Annotated in this window: 19 protein-coding genes; 5 read left to right on the forward strand and 14 right to left on the reverse strand. The window is 71.2% G+C overall.

Annotated elements, in window-relative coordinates; genetic code table 11:
• The first annotated feature begins 131 nt into the window (after positions 1 to 131).
• Positions 132 to 1,247 (forward strand): acyltransferase family protein, encoded by a 1,116-nt coding sequence (locus MQP27_RS33295; protein WP_372511392.1) that lies wholly within the window; start codon positions 132 to 134, stop codon positions 1,245 to 1,247.
• A gap of 13 nt (positions 1,248 to 1,260) precedes the next feature.
• Here the strand turns inward: MQP27_RS33295 and MQP27_RS33300 are convergent, their stop codons facing one another.
• Positions 1,261 to 1,914, reverse strand: coding sequence for a TetR/AcrR family transcriptional regulator C-terminal domain-containing protein (locus MQP27_RS33300; RefSeq protein ID WP_242771671.1), 654 nt, complete (start codon positions 1,912 to 1,914; stop codon positions 1,261 to 1,263).
• 71 nt (positions 1,915 to 1,985) lie between these two features.
• On the opposite strand from MQP27_RS33300, the gene MQP27_RS33305 reads away from it, so the two are divergent.
• Positions 1,986 to 3,416, forward strand: coding sequence for an FAD-dependent oxidoreductase (locus tag MQP27_RS33305; protein ID WP_242771674.1), 1,431 nt, complete (start codon positions 1,986 to 1,988; stop codon positions 3,414 to 3,416).
• On the opposite strand, the gene leuE is transcribed toward MQP27_RS33305, so the two are convergent.
• The 3 genes from leuE to MQP27_RS33320 are packed head-to-tail and all read right to left on the reverse strand — an operon-like array spanning position 3,413 to position 6,320.
• Entirely contained in the window at positions 3,413 to 4,060 is a 648-nt protein-coding gene (gene leuE / locus MQP27_RS33310; RefSeq protein ID WP_242771677.1) for a leucine efflux protein LeuE, read from the reverse strand. The two genes, MQP27_RS33305 and leuE, sit on opposite strands and share 4 nt — an antisense overlap.
• A 44-nt stretch (positions 4,061 to 4,104) precedes the next feature.
• The gene (locus MQP27_RS33315; RefSeq protein WP_242771680.1) at positions 4,105 to 4,683 is read right to left on the reverse strand and encodes a Uma2 family endonuclease; all 579 of its coding nucleotides are present in this window, start codon (positions 4,681 to 4,683) and stop codon (positions 4,105 to 4,107) included.
• 56 nt (positions 4,684 to 4,739) lie between these two features.
• A complete protein-coding gene (locus tag MQP27_RS33320) occupies positions 4,740 to 6,320 on the reverse strand; it encodes an acyl-CoA mutase large subunit family protein (RefSeq protein WP_242771683.1) in 1,581 nt (526 codons plus the stop codon).
• Positions 6,321 to 6,469: 149 nt separating this feature from the next.
• On the opposite strand from MQP27_RS33320, the gene MQP27_RS33325 reads away from it, so the two are divergent.
• On the forward strand, positions 6,470 to 7,339 hold the full coding sequence (locus MQP27_RS33325) for a L,D-transpeptidase family protein (RefSeq protein ID WP_242771686.1): 870 nt from the start codon (positions 6,470 to 6,472) through the stop codon (positions 7,337 to 7,339).
• A 229-nt stretch (positions 7,340 to 7,568) separates the two neighbouring features.
• Here MQP27_RS33325 and MQP27_RS33330 read toward each other — a convergent pair whose 3' ends face one another.
• The 6 genes from MQP27_RS33330 to MQP27_RS33355 form a co-directional block, all read right to left on the reverse strand.
• On the reverse strand, positions 7,569 to 8,306 hold the full coding sequence (locus MQP27_RS33330) for a hypothetical protein (RefSeq protein ID WP_242771690.1): 738 nt from the start codon (positions 8,304 to 8,306) through the stop codon (positions 7,569 to 7,571).
• A 662-nt stretch (positions 8,307 to 8,968) separates the two neighbouring features.
• Entirely contained in the window at positions 8,969 to 9,631 is a 663-nt protein-coding gene (locus tag MQP27_RS33335; RefSeq protein ID WP_242772763.1) for an RNA polymerase sigma factor, read from the reverse strand.
• Between the two features lie 301 nt (positions 9,632 to 9,932).
• Complete coding sequence (locus tag MQP27_RS33340; protein WP_242771706.1) at positions 9,933 to 10,610, reverse strand: hypothetical protein; 678 nt, start codon at positions 10,608 to 10,610, stop codon at positions 9,933 to 9,935.
• Between the two features lie 144 nt (positions 10,611 to 10,754).
• Entirely contained in the window at positions 10,755 to 11,138 is a 384-nt protein-coding gene (locus MQP27_RS33345; RefSeq protein WP_242771709.1) for a hypothetical protein, read from the reverse strand.
• A 162-nt stretch (positions 11,139 to 11,300) separates the two neighbouring features.
• A complete protein-coding gene (locus tag MQP27_RS33350; RefSeq protein WP_242771712.1) occupies positions 11,301 to 11,918 on the reverse strand; it encodes an RNA polymerase sigma factor in 618 nt (205 codons plus the stop codon).
• A 100-nt stretch (positions 11,919 to 12,018) separates the two neighbouring features.
• A complete protein-coding gene (locus MQP27_RS33355; protein WP_242772764.1) occupies positions 12,019 to 12,468 on the reverse strand; it encodes a hypothetical protein in 450 nt (149 codons plus the stop codon).
• Positions 12,469 to 12,722: 254 nt separating this feature from the next.
• Between MQP27_RS33355 and MQP27_RS33360 the strand changes: the two genes are divergently transcribed.
• A complete protein-coding gene (locus tag MQP27_RS33360; protein WP_242771715.1) occupies positions 12,723 to 14,831 on the forward strand; it encodes a peptidoglycan recognition protein family protein in 2,109 nt (702 codons plus the stop codon).
• A 28-nt stretch (positions 14,832 to 14,859) separates the two neighbouring features.
• On the opposite strand, the gene MQP27_RS33365 is transcribed toward MQP27_RS33360, so the two are convergent.
• Positions 14,860 to 16,332, reverse strand: a complete 1,473-nt coding sequence (locus tag MQP27_RS33365) for an MFS transporter (RefSeq protein ID WP_242771718.1) — start codon at positions 16,330 to 16,332, stop codon at positions 14,860 to 14,862.
• A 108-nt stretch (positions 16,333 to 16,440) separates the two neighbouring features.
• Positions 16,441 to 16,845, reverse strand: a complete 405-nt coding sequence (locus MQP27_RS33370) for a hypothetical protein (RefSeq protein ID WP_242771721.1) — start codon at positions 16,843 to 16,845, stop codon at positions 16,441 to 16,443.
• A gap of 167 nt (positions 16,846 to 17,012) precedes the next feature.
• Here MQP27_RS33370 and MQP27_RS33375 point away from each other — a divergent pair, with 167 nt between their 5' ends.
• Entirely contained in the window at positions 17,013 to 17,498 is a 486-nt protein-coding gene (locus MQP27_RS33375) for a DUF1877 family protein (protein WP_242771724.1), read from the forward strand.
• Between the two features lie 23 nt (positions 17,499 to 17,521).
• Here the strand turns inward: MQP27_RS33375 and MQP27_RS33380 are convergent, their stop codons facing one another.
• Complete coding sequence (locus MQP27_RS33380) at positions 17,522 to 18,112, reverse strand: hypothetical protein (RefSeq protein ID WP_242771741.1); 591 nt, start codon at positions 18,110 to 18,112, stop codon at positions 17,522 to 17,524.
• A gap of 116 nt (positions 18,113 to 18,228) precedes the next feature.
• Positions 18,229 to 18,732 carry a hypothetical protein gene (locus tag MQP27_RS33385; protein WP_242771744.1) on the reverse strand — a complete coding sequence of 168 codons (504 nt, stop codon included), beginning with the start codon at positions 18,730 to 18,732 and terminating at the stop codon, positions 18,229 to 18,231.
• Positions 18,733 to 18,742 lie beyond the last annotated feature (10 nt).

Raw genomic sequence — 18,742 nt, forward strand, 5'->3', positions numbered from 1 at the left:
GTATTGACCAACTCATGCTGAGTCATTGCTGTGAAGTAGCTGCGGATGACCGAGTCGCTCGACGGGTTTACCGCGCTAAGGGGGGATGCTGGGAAAAATTAGGTAGCGAAAACGACATTCAGGTGAACCGATTGGTACTGGAGAGAGAATCGTTTGCTCGTCAACCAAGCCTTCTTCACGATTCGGGCCAATCGTGCAGGGGCCGGCTGCGGGCGCTGGACGGACTGCGACTGATCGCCGCGCTGATGGTGGCGGTGTATCACTTCGGCGGGCGGGACGGCGAGGTGAGCAGGGCCTGGGGAAGCTCCGCGCGCGAGCAGTTCCCCACCCTGCACACGTATTTTGCCTACGGCTGCCTCGGTGTGCAGGTGTTCTTCGTCATCAGCGGATTCGTGATCTCCCTGAGCGGCTGGGGCCGCCCGCTGAAGTCGTTCTTCGCCTCGCGCGCGGCCCGGCTGCTGCCCGCCTACTGGGCGGCTGTCCTGCTCGTCACGGCGGTGTTCGCGCTGCCGGTGGTCGCCTTCGAGACCGTCTCGCCGAGTGACGCCCTGGTGAACCTGACGATGCTTCAGCAGCCGCTCGGCGCGGACCGGGTGCTCGGGGTGTGCTGGACGCTGTGGGCGGAGGTCCGCTTCTACGCGCTGTTCGCCCTGCTGGTCGTGGCGCCGGGCGCGACCCGGCGCCGGGTGGTCCTGTTCTGCGCGGGCTGGACACTGGCGGCGGCGGTCGCGCGGGGCGCCCACGAGCCGCTCCTCGACATCGTCCTGATGCCCGAGCACGCGCCCTTCTTCGTCGGCGGCGTCGGCCTCTACCTGGTCCACCGGGACCGGCGGGACGTGTACGCGTGGGCGATCGTGGCCGGGAGCTGGCTGATCGGGCAGCACCACGCGGTGGCGGGGCTGTGGCGGGCGCCGAGCGCGGACGCGTTCGCCAACCGGTCGGTGCTCGGGATCATGCTGGTGGTGACCCTCGGCTTCGCCGCCGTCACGGCGATCGCGCTCGGCCGCCTCGGCTGGGCGAACTGGCCCTGGCTGACCGCGGCGGGCGCGCTGACGTACCCCTTCTACCTGGTCCACGAACATCTGGGCTGGCCGGTCGTCCGCCTGCTGCACGCGACGCTCGGCGTACCCGCGGACGTGACCCTCGCCCTCACCGTGCTGTCCCTGCTGGGCCTGGCCTGGCTGCTGCACCGGTTCGTGGAGGTGCCGTTCGGACCGCGGCTGAAGCGGGCGTTGGAGTCGGCGTGAGCGGCTCCGACCGTCATAGTGAGGGCCGATAGCGGGCCTCGATGCCGGCGATGACCAGTGCGAGCCCCTCCTCGAACCCCTCGTCGTAGCCCTGGAAGATCTCCTGGCCCACCGCGGCCGACAGCGGGAAGTCGGCCAGCAGCCGGGCCCGTTCCTCGATGTCGTACCCCTCCCGCCGCTCGTCGGGCATGGGCCTCACGCCCTGCTCCTCTGTGACGAAACCGATGGTGTACGCGTGCGCGGTCGAGGCGGCCCGCGCGGCCTCCGCGAGGCTGAACCCGGCCGCCGTGAACAGCCGCAGGTTCTCCTCCATCTCCCGTGCGTGGTCCGTGCCCGTGAACCGTGAGCCGCTGTAGACCTTGGCGCCGTCCCGGTAGCCGAGCAGCGCGGCACGCAGTCCGCGGTTGGCCTTGAGCAGTCGCTCCTGCCAGGTGTCGTCCGGATCCAGCGCGGCCCCGGCGACCATCCGGCGGTACATCTCCGTCGCCATCTCGTCGAGCAGCGCCTGTTTGTCCTTGAAGTGCCAGTACAGGGCGGGTGCCTTGACGTCCAGCTCGCGGGCGATGACCCGCAGGCTCAGGCCGTCCAGGCCGACCTCGTTCAGCAGCTTCAGGGCGGTGTCGGCGACCCGCTTGCGGTCGAGGGGCGCGCGTTTCTCCGTACTCACGCTTGACAGCTTAACAGCGTTAAGGCCATTCTCGGAGTCAACGGAACTTAACAGCGTTAAGGAGATGGATCATGAGCGGGACGACGGACGTCGTGGACGTGGTGGTCGTGGGCGCGGGCCCGACCGGGCTGGCCCTCGGGATCGACCTCGCGCGGCGCGGGGTGGACGCGGTGGTGGTGGAGAAGGCGGACGGGCTGTTCCCCGGCTCGCGCGGCAAGGGCATCCAGCCGCGCACGATGGAGGTCCTGGAGGACCTCGGCGTGCTGGACGGGATCCGCACTCACGGCGGGCCCTACCCGACCGGGATGATCTGGCAGGACGGCAAGCGGGTCGGCGAGCACAAGATGTTCGACGAGGACGAGGTGAAGGCGGCGTCGGCGGGCTCGGCGTTCAACGTGCCGTGGATGGTGCCGCAGTGGCGGACGCAGGAGATCCTGTTCGGGCGCCTGGCGGAGCTGGGCGGCCGGGTCGAGTTCGGCCGGGAGGTCGTCGGCGTCGAGCAGGACGAGAAGACGGTGACGGTCCGCTTCGCGTCGGGCCCGGAGGTGAGCGCCCGGTATCTGGTCGCCGCGGACGGCGGCCGTTCGGTCGTACGGCGAACGCTCGGCATCGGCATGACCGGCGAGACGGTCGACCCGGACCCGGTCCTGGTGGCGGACGTACGCATCACCGGTCTCGACCGCGACAACTGGCACGTGTTCCCGCCGAGCGCGGACGGCGAGGTCGGCTTCATGGCGATCTGCCCGCTGGCCGGCACGGAGGACTTCCAGCTGGTCGCGCAGTTCCCGGAGGGCACGGCGATGGACCTGTCCCTGGACGGCATCCGCAAGGTGGCGGCAGCGCGCTCGCACCTCTCGCCCGAGGACGTCACGGAGGTCCGCTGGGCCTCGGACTTCCGCCCCCGGGCGGCCCTCGCGGACGCCTTCCGCAGCGGCCGCGTGTTCCTCGCCGGGGACGCGGCGCACATCCACTCCCCCGCGGGCGGGCAGGGCCTGAACACCAGCGTCCAGGACGCGTACAACCTGGGCTGGAAGCTGGGGGCGGTACTCCGTGGCTCCGCACCGGCTTCGCTGTTGGACACCTACGAGGAGGAGCGCCGCCCGATCGCGGCACACATGCTGGGCATCTCGACGGGCGTGCACCGCGGCGAGGTGAGGCGGGGCGCGGCGACGATCCAACTGGGGCTGGGCTACCGGGAGTCATCGCTTACGGAGGAGACGCGGGCGAGCATGTCCGAGGTGCGGGCGGGCGACCGCGCGCCGGACGGCACGATGGAAGGGGTACGGCTCTTCGACACGTTCCGCGGACCGCACTGGACGCTGCTGGCGCTGGGCGTGGAGGCGCCCGAACTGCCGGAGGGGGTGCGGGTGGTCCGCGGTCCTGCGGCGCAGGAGTCGTACGGCACCGGTCTCTTCCTGGTCCGGCCGGACGGTTACGTCGGCTGGGCGGGCGACACCTCGACCGGTCTCGCGGGCTACCTCACCCGACTGGGCATCCGCTAGGCACTGGCAAGCGACAGCTTCACCGCGAAGCCCAGGAACAACGCTCCCGCCGCCGAAGTCGCCGTGGCCGAAAGCCGCTTACGGCGACGGAAGGCGGCGGCCAGCTTGGTGCCGCCGAATATCAGCGCGCTGAGGTAGAGGAAGCTGGCGAGCTGGGCGAAGGCGCCGAGGACGACGAAGGAGAGGGCGGGGTAGGCGTACCCGGGGTCGACGAACTGCACGAAGAAGGCGACGAAGAAGAGGATCGCCTTGGGGTTGAAGAGGCTGACGACGAGAGCCCGCCGGTAGGGCCGCTCGTACGAGACGCCGGCCGGGCTCTCCTCGACGGCCTGTTCCCTGCGCGCCTTCCACATCCCCCACGCGGCCCGCATCATCCCGATCGCGAGCCAGGTCAGGTACCCGGCGCCGGCGTACTTCACGATCCCGAACAGCACGGCGTTGGCCTGCAGCAGGGAAGCGACCCCGGCGGCGGAGAGGGTCATCAGCACGGTGTCCCCGCACCAGACGCCGGCGGCGGCGGTGTACCCGGCCCGGATGCCCTTGCGCGCGGCGACGGACAGCACGTAGAGCGAGTTGGGCCCGGGCAGCAGGACGATCAGGACGAGGCCTGCCAGGTAGGTGGGGAGATCGATGACGCCGAACATGAGAAGGAGTGTCGCATGCGGGTACGACACCCTTCATCCGGGTTTCAGTCGTCGCCGTCGAGGAGGGTGTCGACGGAAAGGTCGAGCGTCACACCGACGGACTCCGGAACGGGGACGGACTGGCCTCGCTTGTAGCGGGCGGGGTCGGGGTATTTGCCGTCGACCGGGTCGGTGTAGAGCAGAACCTCGTCGTGTTTGCGGTCGGCGATGAGGTAGGCGGGGATGCCTGCCTGGGCGTAGCACTCGGCCTTGGGGCCGAGATCGTCGGACCAGTTGTCGGCGGTCACTTCCATTACCAGCCGGAATCCATCCGGTGCGTAGCAATTGTGCTGGACATGCTTCCCTCGGAAGTCCTGCTCGACCACGGAAAGGTCCGGGACCGCGAAGTCGTCCGAGCCTGTCGGCAACCAGAGGCCGATGCCCAGTAGACATTTCAACCCGGCCTCGCGGGCGCCGGCCCCGGAGAACGCGTGTGCCACGTCGGTCAAGATCACCTGATGCACGGCGTCAGCCAAGGGGGTCGCGGTCAGCCGTCCGTAGAGCACCTCCCCGCGATACCCCTCCAGCTCCCGGGTCAGCCAGGCTTCAGCTTCAAGCACACCGGTCCGCCGCGACCATGCCATGCCGACGACTCCTCTCCGGACAGGGACAGTCACTTAGCGCATCCAACAGTAGATCCTCAAAACACCTCGCTCGGCACGTAAGTCCCCCAGACCTCCCGCAGCGCGCCACACACCTCCCCCACCGTCCCCCGAGCCCTCAACGCCTCCCGCATCGGATACAGGACGTTCTCCTCCCCCTCCGCCGCCTTCTTCAGGGCCGCAAGCGCAGAGTCCACCGCCCCCTGGTCCCGCTCCGCCCGCAGCCGCGCCAGCCGCTCCGCCTGCTGGGCCTCGATCGCCGGGTCCACCCGTAGCGGTTCGTACGGTTCCTCCTCGTCCAGCTGGAAGCGGTTCACGCCCACCACCACCCGCTCCCCGGAGTCCGTCTCCTGCGCGATGCGGTACGCGTTGTGCTCGATCTCGTTCTTCTGGAAGCCGTGCTCGATGGCCGAGACCGCGCCGCCCAGGTCCTCCACCTTGCGCATCAGGTCGAGCGCCGCCGCCTCCACGTCGTCCGTCATCCGCTCGATCACGTACGAGCCCGCGAAGGGGTCGACGGTCGCGGTCACGTCCGTCTCGTACGCCAGCACCTGCTGCGTACGGAGAGCGAGACGCGCGCTCTTGTCCGTCGGCAGCGCGATCGCCTCGTCGAAGGAGTTGGTGTGGAGGGACTGGGTGCCGCCGAGGACCGCCGCGAGGCCCTGGACCGCGACCCGGACCAGGTTCACCTCCGGCTGCTGGGCCGTCAGCTGGACGCCCGCGGTCTGGGTGTGGAAGCGCAGCATCTGCGACTTGGGGTCGCGGGCGCCGAACTCGTCCCGCATCACCCGCGCCCAAATGCGCCTCGCCGCACGGAACTTGGCGACCTCCTCCAGGATCGTCGTACGGGAGACGAAGAAGAAGGACAGGCGGGGCGCGAAGTCGTCGACGTCCATGCCCGCCGCGACCGCCGTGCGGACGTACTCGATGCCGTCGGCGAGCGTGAAGGCGATCTCCTGCGCGGGAGACGCCCCCGCCTCCGCCATGTGGTAGCCGGAGATCGAGATCGTGTTCCACTTCGGGATCTCGGCCCGGCAGTACTTGAAGATGTCCGCGATGAGGCGGAGGGAGGGCTTGGGCGGGAAGATGTACGTCCCTCGCGCGATGTACTCCTTCAGGACGTCGTTCTGGATCGTGCCCGTCAGGCGGTCGGCCGCGACCCCCTGCTCCTCCGCCACCAGCTGGTACAGCAGCAACAGCAGCGCGGCCGGCGCGTTGATCGTCATCGACGTCGAGACCTTGTCCAGCGGGATCCCGTCGAACAGAACCCGCATGTCGTCGATCGAGTCGACGGCCACCCCCACCTTGCCCACCTCGCCGTGCGCGATGGGGGCGTCGGAGTCGTGGCCCATCTGGGTCGGGAGGTCGAAGGCGACCGACAGTCCCGTGGTGCCGTGGGCGATCAGCTGCCGGTAGCGGGCGTTGGACTCCGTCGCCGTGCCGAAGCCGGCGTACTGGCGCATCGTCCAGGGGCGGCCCGTGTACATCGACGGGTAGACCCCGCGGGTGAAGGGGTACGAGCCCGGCTCGCCCAGCTTCTCGGCCGGGTCCCAGCCCGCCAGGTCCGCGGGCCCGTAGACCGGTTCGATGGGCAGTCCGGACTCCGACTCACGCGCCATGGGTGTGATGCCTCCCTCGCCGACGGCCCCGTCGCAGTCCAGGTCACCTCAATGCGCCGCCGTTCGCAACCAGTCGCCCGCGGGCAGCATCTGAAGTGACATGCGTGCTCATCGGTGAGACGGCGGGAGTCGTGTTGCGTACTACCGGCATGGGGAGAGCGAGCGCCGCGGCCGCGGTGGTGGTGGCGGCGGGTCTGGTCGCCGCGAGCGGGTGCACGGTGCAGGGCGCCGACGGCAAGGGCCACTCGCCCGTACACATCGAACTGCCGAGCACCAAGCCCCCGTCGTCCCCTTCATCCTCTTCGTCCTCTTCATCCTCGTCGTCCTCGTCGACGAAGGGGGACGACAAGCCGAGCGGGACTCCGACGGCCACGGCGGGAGCCCTCGCCCCCGTGCTGTGGAAGCGCGGCGACTCGGGACGTGACGTGCGGGAGCTGCAGGCCCGGCTGCGGCAGGTGGAGTGGTTGTTCGACGGGCCGACGGGGACGTACGACGACCTCACCGAGGACGCGGTCAAGGGTTTCCAGGGCAAGCGTGGGCTGCCGAAGACCGGCGAGACGAACACCGTCACCTGGCAACGGCTGACGAAGATGACGCACGAGCCCGGGAAGTGGGACCTGTACCTGATGGGCGGGCAGCCCGCCGGCGCACCCGATCCGCGGTGTCTGACCGGGCGGGTGCTGTGCATCGACAAGACCACCCGGACCCTGCGCTGGATGATCGACGGCCGGACGGTGTCGGAGATGTCCGTACGCTTCGGCGCGACCGGCACCCCCACCCGCGAGGGCGTCTTCCACGTCTACTGGAAGTCGCGCCACCACTGGTCGACCCTGTACGACTCCTCGATGCCGTACGCCATGTTCTTCAGCGGCGGCCAGGCCGTGCACTACTCCTACGACTTCGCGGCACGCGGCTACTCCGGCGGCTCGCACGGCTGCGTCAACGTCCGGGACGAGGCGGCGATCGCCGATCTGTACGCGCAGGTGAGGAACGGCGACAAGGTCGTCGTGTACTGGTGATGTGCGGGGCGCGGGCGGGACCGGGGGAACGTGTCCCGCCCGCGCCGAGGTGCACGAGCCGTGGGTACGGGGGGAACCCCGGCTCTGTGCGACGGCCGATGACCAGTCGGCTCACTCAGTACTGCGTCGCCGCGGCCGAAAACGTTACTGACCCGGCCGAAAAAACTTCGGGTGGTACGTCATCGCAGGTCATCGCAGGTCATCGTGGGTCGCCGCGGGTGCGACAGGCTCAGAGCGCGCTGTACGTGGGGTCCGGCACCGGCGCCGGGGACTCGGTCGTCAGGACATGCCCGGGGAGCAGGGGCGTGACGGTGTCCTGGACGTCGCCGCCATCGCCGGAGCCGCCCTCACCGGGGGCTATGTGATTGCCGTCGTCGTCACCGCCCTGACCGCCGCTGTTCCGGCCGCCGCCCTGCTCGCCCTGACCGTTGCCGGTGCCGTTGCCGTTGCCCTGGCCGCCCTGCTCACCCTGGCCGCCGACGCCGGCCCCCTCCTGGCCCTTGCCGCTCTTCTTGCCGTCGCGGGAGGTGGCGCCGGTGCCGGCGAGGACGTTCTTGCAGTACTTCCGGACGCGGTCGGGGGCCAGGCCGCCCGCCGCGGTCTCCAGCGCCTGCTTGCGGTTGGGTTCGAGTTCCTTGCCGCCGAGCGCGTCGCGGCAGGTGGACGGGGCGTGCTGCTTCCACCACCAGGCACCGGCCTCGGCGCCGGACTTCTCCGAGGAGCCGGGGCTCGGCGTGTGCTGCGGGGTGGCGCTGCCGTCGGCACCGGTCGAGCCGTCGGGGGTGGGCTTGCCCAGCAGGCCGTTCGGCGAGGGCGAGACCAGGGGGCGGTCCGGGGTGACGGCGGCCGAGACCGAGGCGGCGGGGTTCGGGTCGTCACCGCCGATCGGCAGGATTCCGCTCGTGGCCGCGACACCGACGCCACCGGCCATGCCGGCCGCCAGCACGGCAGTGAGCCCGAAGCGCATGGGCCGGCTCAGGGCACGCCGCCTGTCGTCCCCGCCAACCCGCCCACCGATCCGGACAAGCCCGGCGTCAGAGGCATGCCCCCGGGCACGCCGCCCGGCAACGGCCTGCTCGACACGGGCGCGCCGCCCGGCGGCGGTACCTGAGGTGGGGACGTCCGCCGAAGCGTGGGCATCCATGGAGGTCCGGCCATCCGCGGAAACGCGGCCACCCATCGCGGTGCGGCTGTCCGCCGAATCACGGGCGTCCGTCGAAGCGCGGTCATCCGCCGAATCACGGCCGCTCATCGACGTGCGGGCGTCCGTCGACGCGCGGGCATCCGCCGATGCACGACCCCCCATCGAGGTGCGGCCATCCGCCAAAGCACGGGCGTCCGTCGAGGCGCGGCCATCCATCGACGCGCGGGATTCCGACGCCCGAGACTCCGACGCGCGAGACTCCGACGCGCGCGTCTGGGACCTCGCCGTGCGGAAGGCGGCCAGTGCGGCGGCCTCGCCGGGGAGTTCGGCGCTGGTCGGCGAGGGCTGCGAGGTGAGCGACTCAAGGGCCTTCGCGAGGCGTTCGGCCTGGTCACGGGCGGTCGCGTCGACAGCTTCCAGTGACTCGCCGCGCAGCAAAGCCTCCGCCGTTGCGCGGTTCAGCCACCTGTACTGCTCGTCGGCCATCACATGTCCTTCTGCGTCCGCGCGCGCATATGCGTCACACTCGCGGACGTCACCGCGCGGTCGCGCGGTTCTCGCTGGGGCGGCAGCGCGTCGAGCCCGCCGCTCGATTCCGGATCCTCACCGAGCAGTTCGGCCAGGCGCTTGAGACCGCGGTGCGCCGCCGTGCGTACGGCACCGGGCCGCTTGCCCAGCGTCTCCGCCGCGGTCTTGGCGTCGAGGCCCACGACCACCCGCAGTACGACGGCCTCGGCCTGGTCCTGCGGGAGTCTGGCGATGAGGGAGAGCGTGTGGTCGGTGGCCAGGGCCTCGATGGCCTCGCCCGCGGTGTCGGACTCGGCGGCCTTGCCGGTCAGCTCGGTCTCGTCGCCGCCTATCGCGGGACGGCGGCCACGCATGCGTATGTGGTCCAGGGCGCGGTTGCGGGCGATCCGGGCGGCCCAGCCGCGGAAGCGGTCCGCGTCGCCGTCGAACCGGTCCAGGTCACGGGCTATCTGCAGCCAGGCCTCGGAGGCGACGTCCTCCGCGTCCGGGTCGCCGACCAGGGTGCGGACGTAGCCGAGCAGCCGCGGGTGCACCGCTCGGTACACAGTCCGGAACGCGGTCTCGTTCCCGTCCTGTGCCGCAAGCACCGCGGCGGTCAGCTCCGCGTCGTCCCCCAGCACCCGATGGTTCCTCAGTCGATGGTCGCGGTTGTGGCCGCCGGTCGTTGCGATGGTCACTCGTCATCCGCGTCCGGCGCGAAAGGCACGTTACGACCTGAAACCGCTGCTCGTCCATGTCCGTACAACCTGCAACCACCTTGTGACGGGGCGGCTCGCGTGCGGGTGTGACAGAAACCGCAGTCATGGCGCTGTAGGAAGTACGGGCCGCCGCGCGGCCCGACCGCGCGACGGCCGGGGCCTCTCCTGTGGGGGGTGGCGGCCCCGGCCGTTGCTTCGGTGCCGAACTCCCGGGCCCGCAGGGTCAGTTGTTCTTGCCGTTGCCCTTGCCGGCACTCTTGCCGTTGTTCGCCTTCACGGTCGCGTCCGACTCATCCGACTTGTCGGCCTTGCCGCTGTTGCCCTGCTTGGTCGCCGATGCCGTGGCCGTCGGCTCTCCCAGTTGCTCGGCGCAGTAGGCGGCCACGTTCTGTTCGCCGCCCGCGGCCTCGATCAGCCGTTGCCAGGCCGTGGACTGCAGGGCCTTGCCGCTGTCCTTGACGTTCTCGTACGCCCGGCAGTGTGCCGCGGTGTCCTTCGCCGTGGCCGGACGGTCCGGCGTGGCGGCGGAGGTGCCCGGTGTGCGCGGGGCCGAGGCCGAGGGGCCGGTCGGCGGGTGCTCGTGCTGCCGGGCCGCGTGGCCGTCGTCGTGTGCGGAGCCGCCGCCCGTGCCGATCGCCGCGTACGCGACACCGCCCAGGGTGAGACCGGCCAGCGCCAGCGAGAGCGTGACCTTCAGGGAGCGGCGGGTACGGCGCTGCTCACGCGGCCGCCAGTCGTCGCGGCGCCGGGTCCGCGCCTTGAGCGCACCGGTGTCCCGGGCGGCCCGGAACGCCGCCACCGCCTGCTGCTCGGCCGAGGTGTCCAGCGCCTCGGGGCGCATCGCGCCGGCCAGCAGTTCCTCCAGCGCCGGGCCGGCCGCCCGGTCCTCGGGGCCCGACACGGCGCCAGGGTGCATACGCCGAGGCCCGTGCGCCCCGCCGTCGCTCCGCCGCTCACCCATGTCCGTATCCGTATCCATCCATGTACGACGACCGTCCGCCGCCACCACTCCTGCCACCCATGACGGCCCACCCGCCACGAGCGTTCACCCGACCACCGCCACCCGACCGGCCACGCCCACCGCACCTACGACCGAGACCGCGCCGACCAGCACCACCGCCGCGACCAACGCCCTGCCGAGCGCCACCGCCACTCCCACCGCTCGCGCCCCGGCATCCGCCGCCGCTACGACCGGCACCTCGCCGACCGCCACCGCCGCCGCGGCCGTGCGGCTCCCAGCCACCGCCACCACTGCGACCAACGCCCTGCCGAGCGCCACCGCCACCACCGCGACCGACACCCTGCCGAGCACCACCGCCACCACCGCGACCGACACCCTGCCGAGCGCCACCGCCGCCGCTACGACCGACACCCTGCCGACCAGCGCCGCCGTTCCGGCCTTGTGCCTCCCGGCTACCGCAGCTGCCACGACCGGCACCTCGTCGGCCACCGACGCCGCGACCGTTCGCCTCCCAGCCACCGCCACCGCCACCGCCGCCGACGGCGATCCGATCGCCGCCTCCGTCGCCGCAGCTGACCACCCGGTCGCCACCGGTCTCGCGGCCGTTGACGTTCCCGCCGCAGTCGTCCTTCATTTCGACTCCCCCAGCGTCCGGGGATCCTCATTCGTCACACCCGCGCCGCCGAGCCGGTCGGCGAGGCGCTTCAGGCCCCGGTGGGCCGCGGTGCGTACCGCGCCGGGGCGCTTGCCGAGGACGCGGGCCGCGGCGGGGCCGTCGAGGCCGACCACCACACGCAGCAGCACCGCCTCCGCCTGGTCGCGCGGCAGGCTGCGGACCAGCTCCAGGGCGCGCTCGGTGGAGAGCGCCTCCAGGGCCTGGTCGTGGGTGCTGTGCGGGCCCGGCAGCTCCAGTACGTCCTGTTCCAGCGCCGAGGAGCGCGGCCGTACCTTCTGCCGGCGCAGGTGATCCAGCGCCCGGTGCCGCGCGATCGTCGCCGTCCAGCCGCGGAAGCCCGCCCCGTCACCCTTGAACCGTCCGAGGTCCCGGGCGATTTCCAGCCATGCGTCGGAGGCCACGTCCTCGGCGTCGTCGCCGACGATCCCGCGCAGATAGCCGAGCAGTCCGGGCTGCACGATCCGGTACGCGACCGCGAACGCGGCCTCGTCGCCCTCCTGGGCCCGCGCGACGGCCGCGCCCAGCTCCCCGTCGTAAGCCTGTGCGCGGCGGGGTTCCCGTCCCTGGCCCAACAACTGTCCTCGTCCGTACGAGTGCGAAGGGGGCTCTGCCGAACCCGTACCGCGCGCCATCCGTCCGTGCGCACGCCTCCACCGACCTCTGCGTCCGGCGTCACGGAAGTGTCACAGGGGGCCGGCGGGATGGGCGGGTCCGGCCGTGCAGGGTCAGGTAGAAGGTGCGCAGGGAGTCCTCGGGGTCACCCGTAGTGAAGCGGTTATGGACCCGGCCGACGGGGTTCCACACCCGCCCGTCCGGCATCCGCACGCCGACCGGCTGGCCGAAATACGCCCGCTGGTCGGCGTCGAGGTCCACCCACACCGCCCCCGCCCGGCGCACCAGCACCTCACCGACGTACGCCCCGAGCCCGAACAGCGTCTCCCGGGCCCCTTCGAGGTCGGCGCCGCCTTTGCGCAGGCCGTCGACCAGGAAGTCGACGATCCGCAGGCTGCGCTCGGAGTAGTCCAGCGGCAGTCGGTTGCGGGCGGTCACGCGCGCGACGAAGCCCGTCGCACACGCCCGCATCCCGTCCGCGCCCGGAACGCGCTCGTCACCCGTACTCATGCTCATGGGTCCCCACCCCTCACTCGACCTGCGGGAGGCTCCCCACCTCCCGTTCAGCAAGCGGATGCGGGGCCGGGAACGTCACGGGCCGCGAAAGGTGTGACGTTTGGCCAGAGGTCGACGCTGAGTTCTAAGTGCCACCTGTGTCACGCGTGTGCTGTGTGTGACAGGTGGCACTGGTGTGACTTCATGGTCTTTTTCTAGGGGTGGGGTAGTTGAGTCCTCGTGGGACGCGTGCGTACAGACCGCTGAGCATGAAGAAGCGGGCCTGGCTGACGCTGGGGGCGGTCGTCCTGGGCGGCGGGGGTGTGGTGTCGTACGCCGTCGCCAGCCCGTCCTCCGGCCAGGGGGCCGTGGGGCAGGCCAAGCGGCCGGTGAAGGTGTACGACCTGTCGCTGAAGGGCGGCGCGAGCGGCAGGCGGGAGCTGCCGCGCACGGAGACCAAGCAGTTCTCGATGCTCGGCGTCTCCTGGACCGGCGCGAAGGCGCGGCTGCACGGAACCGCCCAGGTCCGTACCCGCAGTGTCGAGACCGGCGAGTGGACGGCCTGGAAGGACCTGGAGGCGGATGTCGACCCGCTGCAGGACCCGGAGGCCGGCGCCGACGCGCGCGGCGCCTCCGAGCCGCTGTGGGTCGGCCCCTCCGACGGCGTCCAGGTCCAGGTCGTCCACAAGGACGGCTCCACCAGCACGGGCCTGCCCAAGGGGCTCCAGGTCAACCTGGTCGACCCGGGCGTGGCGACCGCCGCCGAGCAGAAGGCGCCGGCGCCGGCCGCGTTCGTGGCCGAGGAGTCCCCGAGCGCCACCCCGTCGGCCACCACGAGCACCCCGACCGCGCCGCCGTCCACCGTGCCCGAGCCGTCGATCACCTCGCGCGCCGACTGGGGCGCGGACGAGTCGCTCAGCCCGGATCCCTCGGAGTACAACGCCGATGTGAAGGCCGTCTTCGTGCACCACACGGACGGCACGAACGACTACTCGTGCGCCGACTCCGCGGCGATCGTGCGGGGCATCTACGCGTACCACACGCAGACCAACGGCTGGAACGACATCGGCTACAACTTCCTGGTCGACAAGTGCGGCACGATCTTCGAGGGCCGCAAGGGCGGCGTCGACCTCCCGGTGCTCGGCGCGCACACCTACGGCTGGAACCGTGAGTCGGCCGGCATCGCGGTCCTCGGCGACTACACGACGACGGGTGCGAGCAACGCGGCCCTGGAGTCGGTCGCCCGGATCGCCGCCTGGAAGCTCGGCCAGTACGACGCCGACCCGGCGACGACCGTGCAGCTCAAGGCGGGTGCGACCCAGACGAACTACTTCGGCACCAGCTTCACCAGCGGCAGCTCGTACACCTTCAACCGGATCTCCGGGCACCGCGACGGCTACAACACCCAGTGCCCCGGCAGCTCCCTCTACGACCAGCTGCCCACCGTCCGCGCCTGGGCGTCCGGCCCGGTGCAGGGCCTGAAGCTGACCTCGCTGTCGGGCGCGGGCCTGTCCGGCTCGACGTACTACACGAAGGGCGCGATCACCGCCAAGTGGTCGACGACCACGCCGGGTTCGCTGATCTCCAGGTTCGAGCTGCTGGTGGACGGCCAGGTCGCCGCCTCCGCCTCCGGCACGTCCACCTCGGTCGGCGCCACGCTCGCCGCGGGCAGCCACACCGTCGCCGTACGGGCCGTGCACCAGTCGGGCAAGACCACGACGACCGCCGCGGTGAAGGTCGTGACGGACACCACCGCGCCCACCTTCTCCACCGCGCCGAGGCTCTCCCTGCGCACCGGCACGGTCAACACCACCGCCGTCCCGGTCACCCTCGGCTGGAAGGCCGCCGACAGCCAGGCCCTGAAGTCGGTGAGCCTGCTGACGCCGACGACGGCCACCTTCGGCCCGACCACGACCAGCTCCCAGCGGACCGCCAAGTCCGGTACGGCGTCCACCTGGTCGATGAAGGCGTACGACTACGCCGGCAACACCCGCACCTCGTCGCCCTCCTTCACGCCGGTGATCCTCCAGGAGACCTCGGCGACCAAGTCCGGTACCTGGACGAGCCGTTCGTCCACCAGCTACCTGGGCGGGAAGTCGTACTCCAGCAGCTCCAAGGGCGCCAGCCTGAGCTGGACCTTCACCGGGCGCTCGGCCTCCTGGGTGGTCAGCCGGGCATCCAGCAGCGGTCAGGCGTACGTGTACGTCGACGGCGTGAAGGTGAGCACGGTGGACCTCAAGTCCTCGACGACCGCCTACCGTCAGGCGATCTGGACGAAGACCTGGTCGAGCAGTGCCAAGCACACCGTGAAGATCGTGGTCGTTGCGACCAGCGGCCGCCCGACGATCACGACGGACGGCCTGGTCTATGTCAAGTAGCCATCAAGCAGCCATCGAACAGCCGTGATCAAGTAGCCGTGTCGACCGGTTCGGGCGTCCGCTCCTGCGTGGCTTGCGGGGTGGGCGCCCGGTCCGCGTTCACGACCAGGCCCGCGATCGCGGCGGCCAGCAGCAGCGCGGCCAGTGCCCAGTAGGTGGCGACGTTGAAGCCGTGCACGGTGGCCTTCGCCGCGAGCAGCCGCCGGTCGACGCCCGGGCCCGCGTGGGCCGTCACATAGCGCGCGGTCACGCTCGCGGCGATCGTGTTCAGCAGCGCCGTACCGATCGAACCGCCCACCTGCTGGGCCGTGTTGAAGGTCGCGGAGGCCGCGCCCGAGTCACGCGGCGCGACGCTTCCGGTGGCCAGCGACACCGAGGTCATCATCGCCGTGCTCATGCCGAGACCCAGCATGATCATGCCGGGCAGGACATGGGAGGCGTACGCCGGTTCCACGCCGACCTGGGCGATGATCGCCAGCCCGCCCGCGGCCACCAGCAGCCCCGGCACGATCAGGAACCGGGGCGGCACCTTGCCCAGCAGCCGCGCGGCGACCTGCGTCGAGCCGATCACCATCGCGACCGTCATCGGCAGGTAGGCGACGCCGGTCTTCAGCGGCGACCAGCCGAGGACGCCCTGGAGGTAGTAGGTCAGGAAGAGGAAGGTGCCGAACATGCCGATGGTGACGAACAGCGTGGTCAGGAAGGCCCCGACGCGCTGCCGGTCCCTCACCACGGACATCGGCAGCAGCGGCACCTTCGCCCGGGTCTGCCACAGTCCGAAGAGGCCGAGCAGTACGACGCCGGCGACCAGGAGCGTCACGACCAGACCGTCGTGCCAACTGCGCGACTCCGCCTCGGAGAAGCCGTAGACGATGGACAGCATGCCGGCCGAGCCGAGCAGCGCGCCCGGTACGTCGAGCCGGGCGTCGGGATGGCGTTCGCCGACCTCCAGCAGCGCGAGCGCGCCGAAGAATGCGACCAGCGCGATCGGGATGTTGACGTACAGGCACCAGCGCCAGTCGAGGTACTCCGTGAGGATCCCGCCCGCGAGCAGGCCGACCGCGGCGCCCGCGCCGATGATCGCGCCGAAGATGCCGAAGGCCTTGCTCCGGTCCTTGGGGTCGGTGAACGTCGTGGCCAGCAGCGACAGCGCGGACGGCGCGAGCAGCGCGGCGAACACGCCCTGCAGGGCCCGCGCCCCGAACAGCATCCCGGAGTTGGCGGCGGCCCCGCCGAGCGCGGAGGCGGCGGCGAAGCCGAGCAGGCCGATCACGAAGGTATTGCGGCGGCCGACCAGGTCGGCGATCCGGCCGCCGAGCAGCAGCAGTCCGCCGAAGGCCAGGGTGTACGCGGTGATGACCCACTGCCGGTTGCCGTCCGACATGTTCAGGTCGGCCTGCGCGGAGGGCAGCGCGATGTTCACGATGGTCATGTCGAGCACGACCATCAACTGGGCGAGCGAGATGACAACCAGCGCCCACCAGCGGCGGCTTTCGGCCATGGAGGCCTCCCGAGTCGAGCCGAGTCGTACCGTCCCGAGGTCGACTCCATGCTCCCTCCAGGATCCACCGTTTGGGAACGCCAGCGTTTCTTATTACGCCGATTTTGCCTACGCGGATCCCCGCGGGCCGCCGGTCGCGTCCCGGCACAGCAGCCGCAGCGAACCGTCGTCGAAGAAGCAGCGCCGGGCCTCGTCGAGGGGGTCCCACAGCCGCCCGTCCGGCGTCCGCACCCAGTACTCGCCGCCGCTGGCCCACCACTCGCCACCGGTGTGCCGGACGACGACCTCACCGGCGTAGGCGCCGAGCCCCCGCAGCACGCTCTCCACCGCGGCGTACGGCGCGCCTTCCCGCCGTATGTCCTCGATCACCCGGTCCACCCGCCACAGACTCTGCGCCGAGTAGTCGAGGCGCAGCCGCGCCCCCTCGCGCATCGTCGCCACCGCGTCGGCCGCCCAGCGCGCGGGCCTGGCCGCGGCCGAGGGCCGCCCTGTCGTCACATGCTGCGCTGTCACACCCCGGAAAGCGCTCGGGGGAAGCGATTCGTCACGTGGATTCCGGGGGCTTCCCCGGACCGGTGCAGGACCGCCGCACCTCCGCCCCACGACGGCCACAGTCCCCTCTCACATGGGGCTTTCGCCCGGGAGTGACGCTTCGCCCCTTCCGTGCGCTCCTCTCACTGATGAACGTGTACTTCCACCTCCGCGCGGTGCCGCCCTCGGCCCTGCGCAACAGCGCGAACTGGATGCAACGGCTGTTCGAGGACGACTGGAACGCGGTGCGCGAACGAGTGGACCGCCACCGCGAGGAGTTCCTGGACCGCCGTTATGCCGACCACGACGTCCTCTACACCGGCGCGGATCCGGACGAGGGCCCACGAACCCAGGTGGTCCTGGGCGGCCACCCGATACCCCACCCCGACAAGGAAGCCCCGCCGTTCCTGATGCTGACGGCGGCACAGACGGCCAGGGTGGCCGCATTCCTCACGACAGCCGACTTCGAGTCCCTGTGGAACCTGGCAAGGGCCGAACTGCTCCCGCGCTACGGCGGCACGGAATCGGAGCAGGAGGCAAGAAGCGTCTTCGCCTCGACCCACCGAGACCTGACGGCGTTCTACGCCCAGACGGCGGAGTACGGAGACGCGGTGGTGAAGTGGGTGCTCGGCTGAGTACTTGGGTAACTGCAGGGGCTTCAGGGGCGCGGGGAACTGCGCGACCAGCCACGACGAGCCCGCCGCGACACAACGGCCCGCAACACCCGCCGTCCCTCGGTCGAAACCTCCATCGCCCGGCGCAAGCCACCCGCACCATGCCCGGCCAGAACCTCCAGCACCGTCACCTGCCGCCGCAACTCCGCCGCCACCAACGGCGAGATCCCCTCCGTACGCCCTTCCCTCCGCGCATCCACAGAGGCCCCTTCGTCGTCCAGCGGATCAAGCAGCCGATGTATCTGCAACGCGGCGACGGAACACCCGTCGGCCCACACGCGCACCACACCCGCGTCCCACTCCACCGGCGCAGCCGCCAGCATCCGCCGCGCCAGCACCGCGGCCTCGTCCTCAAGGGACTCCGCGTACTCCTCCGGCCCGGCAAGCTTCCCGCGCACCTGCTCCAGCCGCCCGCCCCACTCCCCGGCGTCACCGTCGTCCGCGAGGCACCCCCACAACGGCCGCAGCACCTCGTCGTCGGCCCCCAGCAGCGGCACGCACCGATCCAAACAAGCCAACCCGCTGGCGGCCAGCCCACGCTCGTCGGCCTGAGCGATCAGTTCCACCAGACTCATCCGGCTCTCCTTCTGCGGCGCGTCCACAAGGCGCGACGGGCGTCGTCCATGGCCGTCCATGGCCGTTCATGACGGAACCCGCACTTCCCCTTACTGCGTGCGACGGCCCGGGAGTGTCACAGCGGCACCACACCCAGCCGGTCGAGCAGCCGGAAGAAGAGGTTTTCGGCCAACGGGTCGGGGTCGGCGGTCAGTACGTCGACCAGCGGCCCGGCGTCCACCTCGTGCCCCGCCTCCGCGGCCCAGGCGACGGCCCGGTCGGCCGCGTCGCGCGGCTCCAGGAAGTAGTCCTCGAGCGTGAGCCCCTCGTTGCCGGCGTTCAGGTACCCGGCCATCGCGGCCCGCGCCAGACAGGTGGTCCACGCGCCGCTCTCCGGCGCCGCCGCCTCCACGACCACCGAGGCGCTGTCCATGACGTACCCGAAGAGCGCGGGTGCCCCGCTCTGCGCGGCGAGGACGTTCATGTTCCCGACCTCGCCGTCCCCGCTCGGGTACTCCCACACCTGCCAGCCGCCGGGCGCCTCGGCCCGTAACTCCATGCCCTTGGCGCCGGCCAGCGCGTCCAGTTCGGTGAGCGGCCGCTCGCTGCGGCCCACGACGTAGTACCCCCAGTAGCCCATGTCCCGTTCC

The sequence above is a fragment of the Streptomyces cylindrosporus genome (assembly GCF_022698165.1).
GTDB lineage: Bacteria > Actinomycetota > Actinomycetes > Streptomycetales > Streptomycetaceae > Streptomyces > Streptomyces cylindrosporus.

Bases quoted from the DNA above. Each gene is read 5' to 3' on its own strand.
- leuE (WP_242771677.1), bottom strand. From the start codon at position 4,060: ATGTTCGGCGTCATCGATCTCCCCACCTACCTGGCAGGCCTCGTCCTG.
- MQP27_RS33330 (WP_242771690.1), bottom strand. From the start codon at position 8,306: ATGCGCTTCGGGCTCACTGCCGTGCTGGCGGCCGGCATGGCCGGTGGC.
- MQP27_RS33385 (WP_242771744.1), bottom strand. From the start codon at position 18,732: ATGGGCTACTGGGGGTACTACGTCGTGGGCCGCAGCGAGCGGCCGCTC.
- MQP27_RS33355 (WP_242772764.1), bottom strand. From the start codon at position 12,468: ATGAGTACGGGTGACGAGCGCGTTCCGGGCGCGGACGGGATGCGGGCG.
- MQP27_RS33315 (WP_242771680.1), bottom strand. From the start codon at position 4,683: ATGGCATGGTCGCGGCGGACCGGTGTGCTTGAAGCTGAAGCCTGGCTG.
- MQP27_RS33365 (WP_242771718.1), bottom strand. From the start codon at position 16,332: ATGGCCGAAAGCCGCCGCTGGTGGGCGCTGGTTGTCATCTCGCTCGCC.
- MQP27_RS33325 (WP_242771686.1), top strand. From the start codon at position 6,470: ATGGGGAGAGCGAGCGCCGCGGCCGCGGTGGTGGTGGCGGCGGGTCTG.
- MQP27_RS33305 (WP_242771674.1), top strand. From the start codon at position 1,986: ATGAGCGGGACGACGGACGTCGTGGACGTGGTGGTCGTGGGCGCGGGC.
- MQP27_RS33320 (WP_242771683.1), bottom strand. From the start codon at position 6,320: ATGGCGCGTGAGTCGGAGTCCGGACTGCCCATCGAACCGGTCTACGGG.
- MQP27_RS33360 (WP_242771715.1), top strand. From the start codon at position 12,723: ATGAAGAAGCGGGCCTGGCTGACGCTGGGGGCGGTCGTCCTGGGCGGC.
- MQP27_RS33380 (WP_242771741.1), bottom strand. From the start codon at position 18,112: ATGAGTCTGGTGGAACTGATCGCTCAGGCCGACGAGCGTGGGCTGGCC.
- MQP27_RS33375 (WP_242771724.1), top strand. From the start codon at position 17,013: ATGAACGTGTACTTCCACCTCCGCGCGGTGCCGCCCTCGGCCCTGCGC.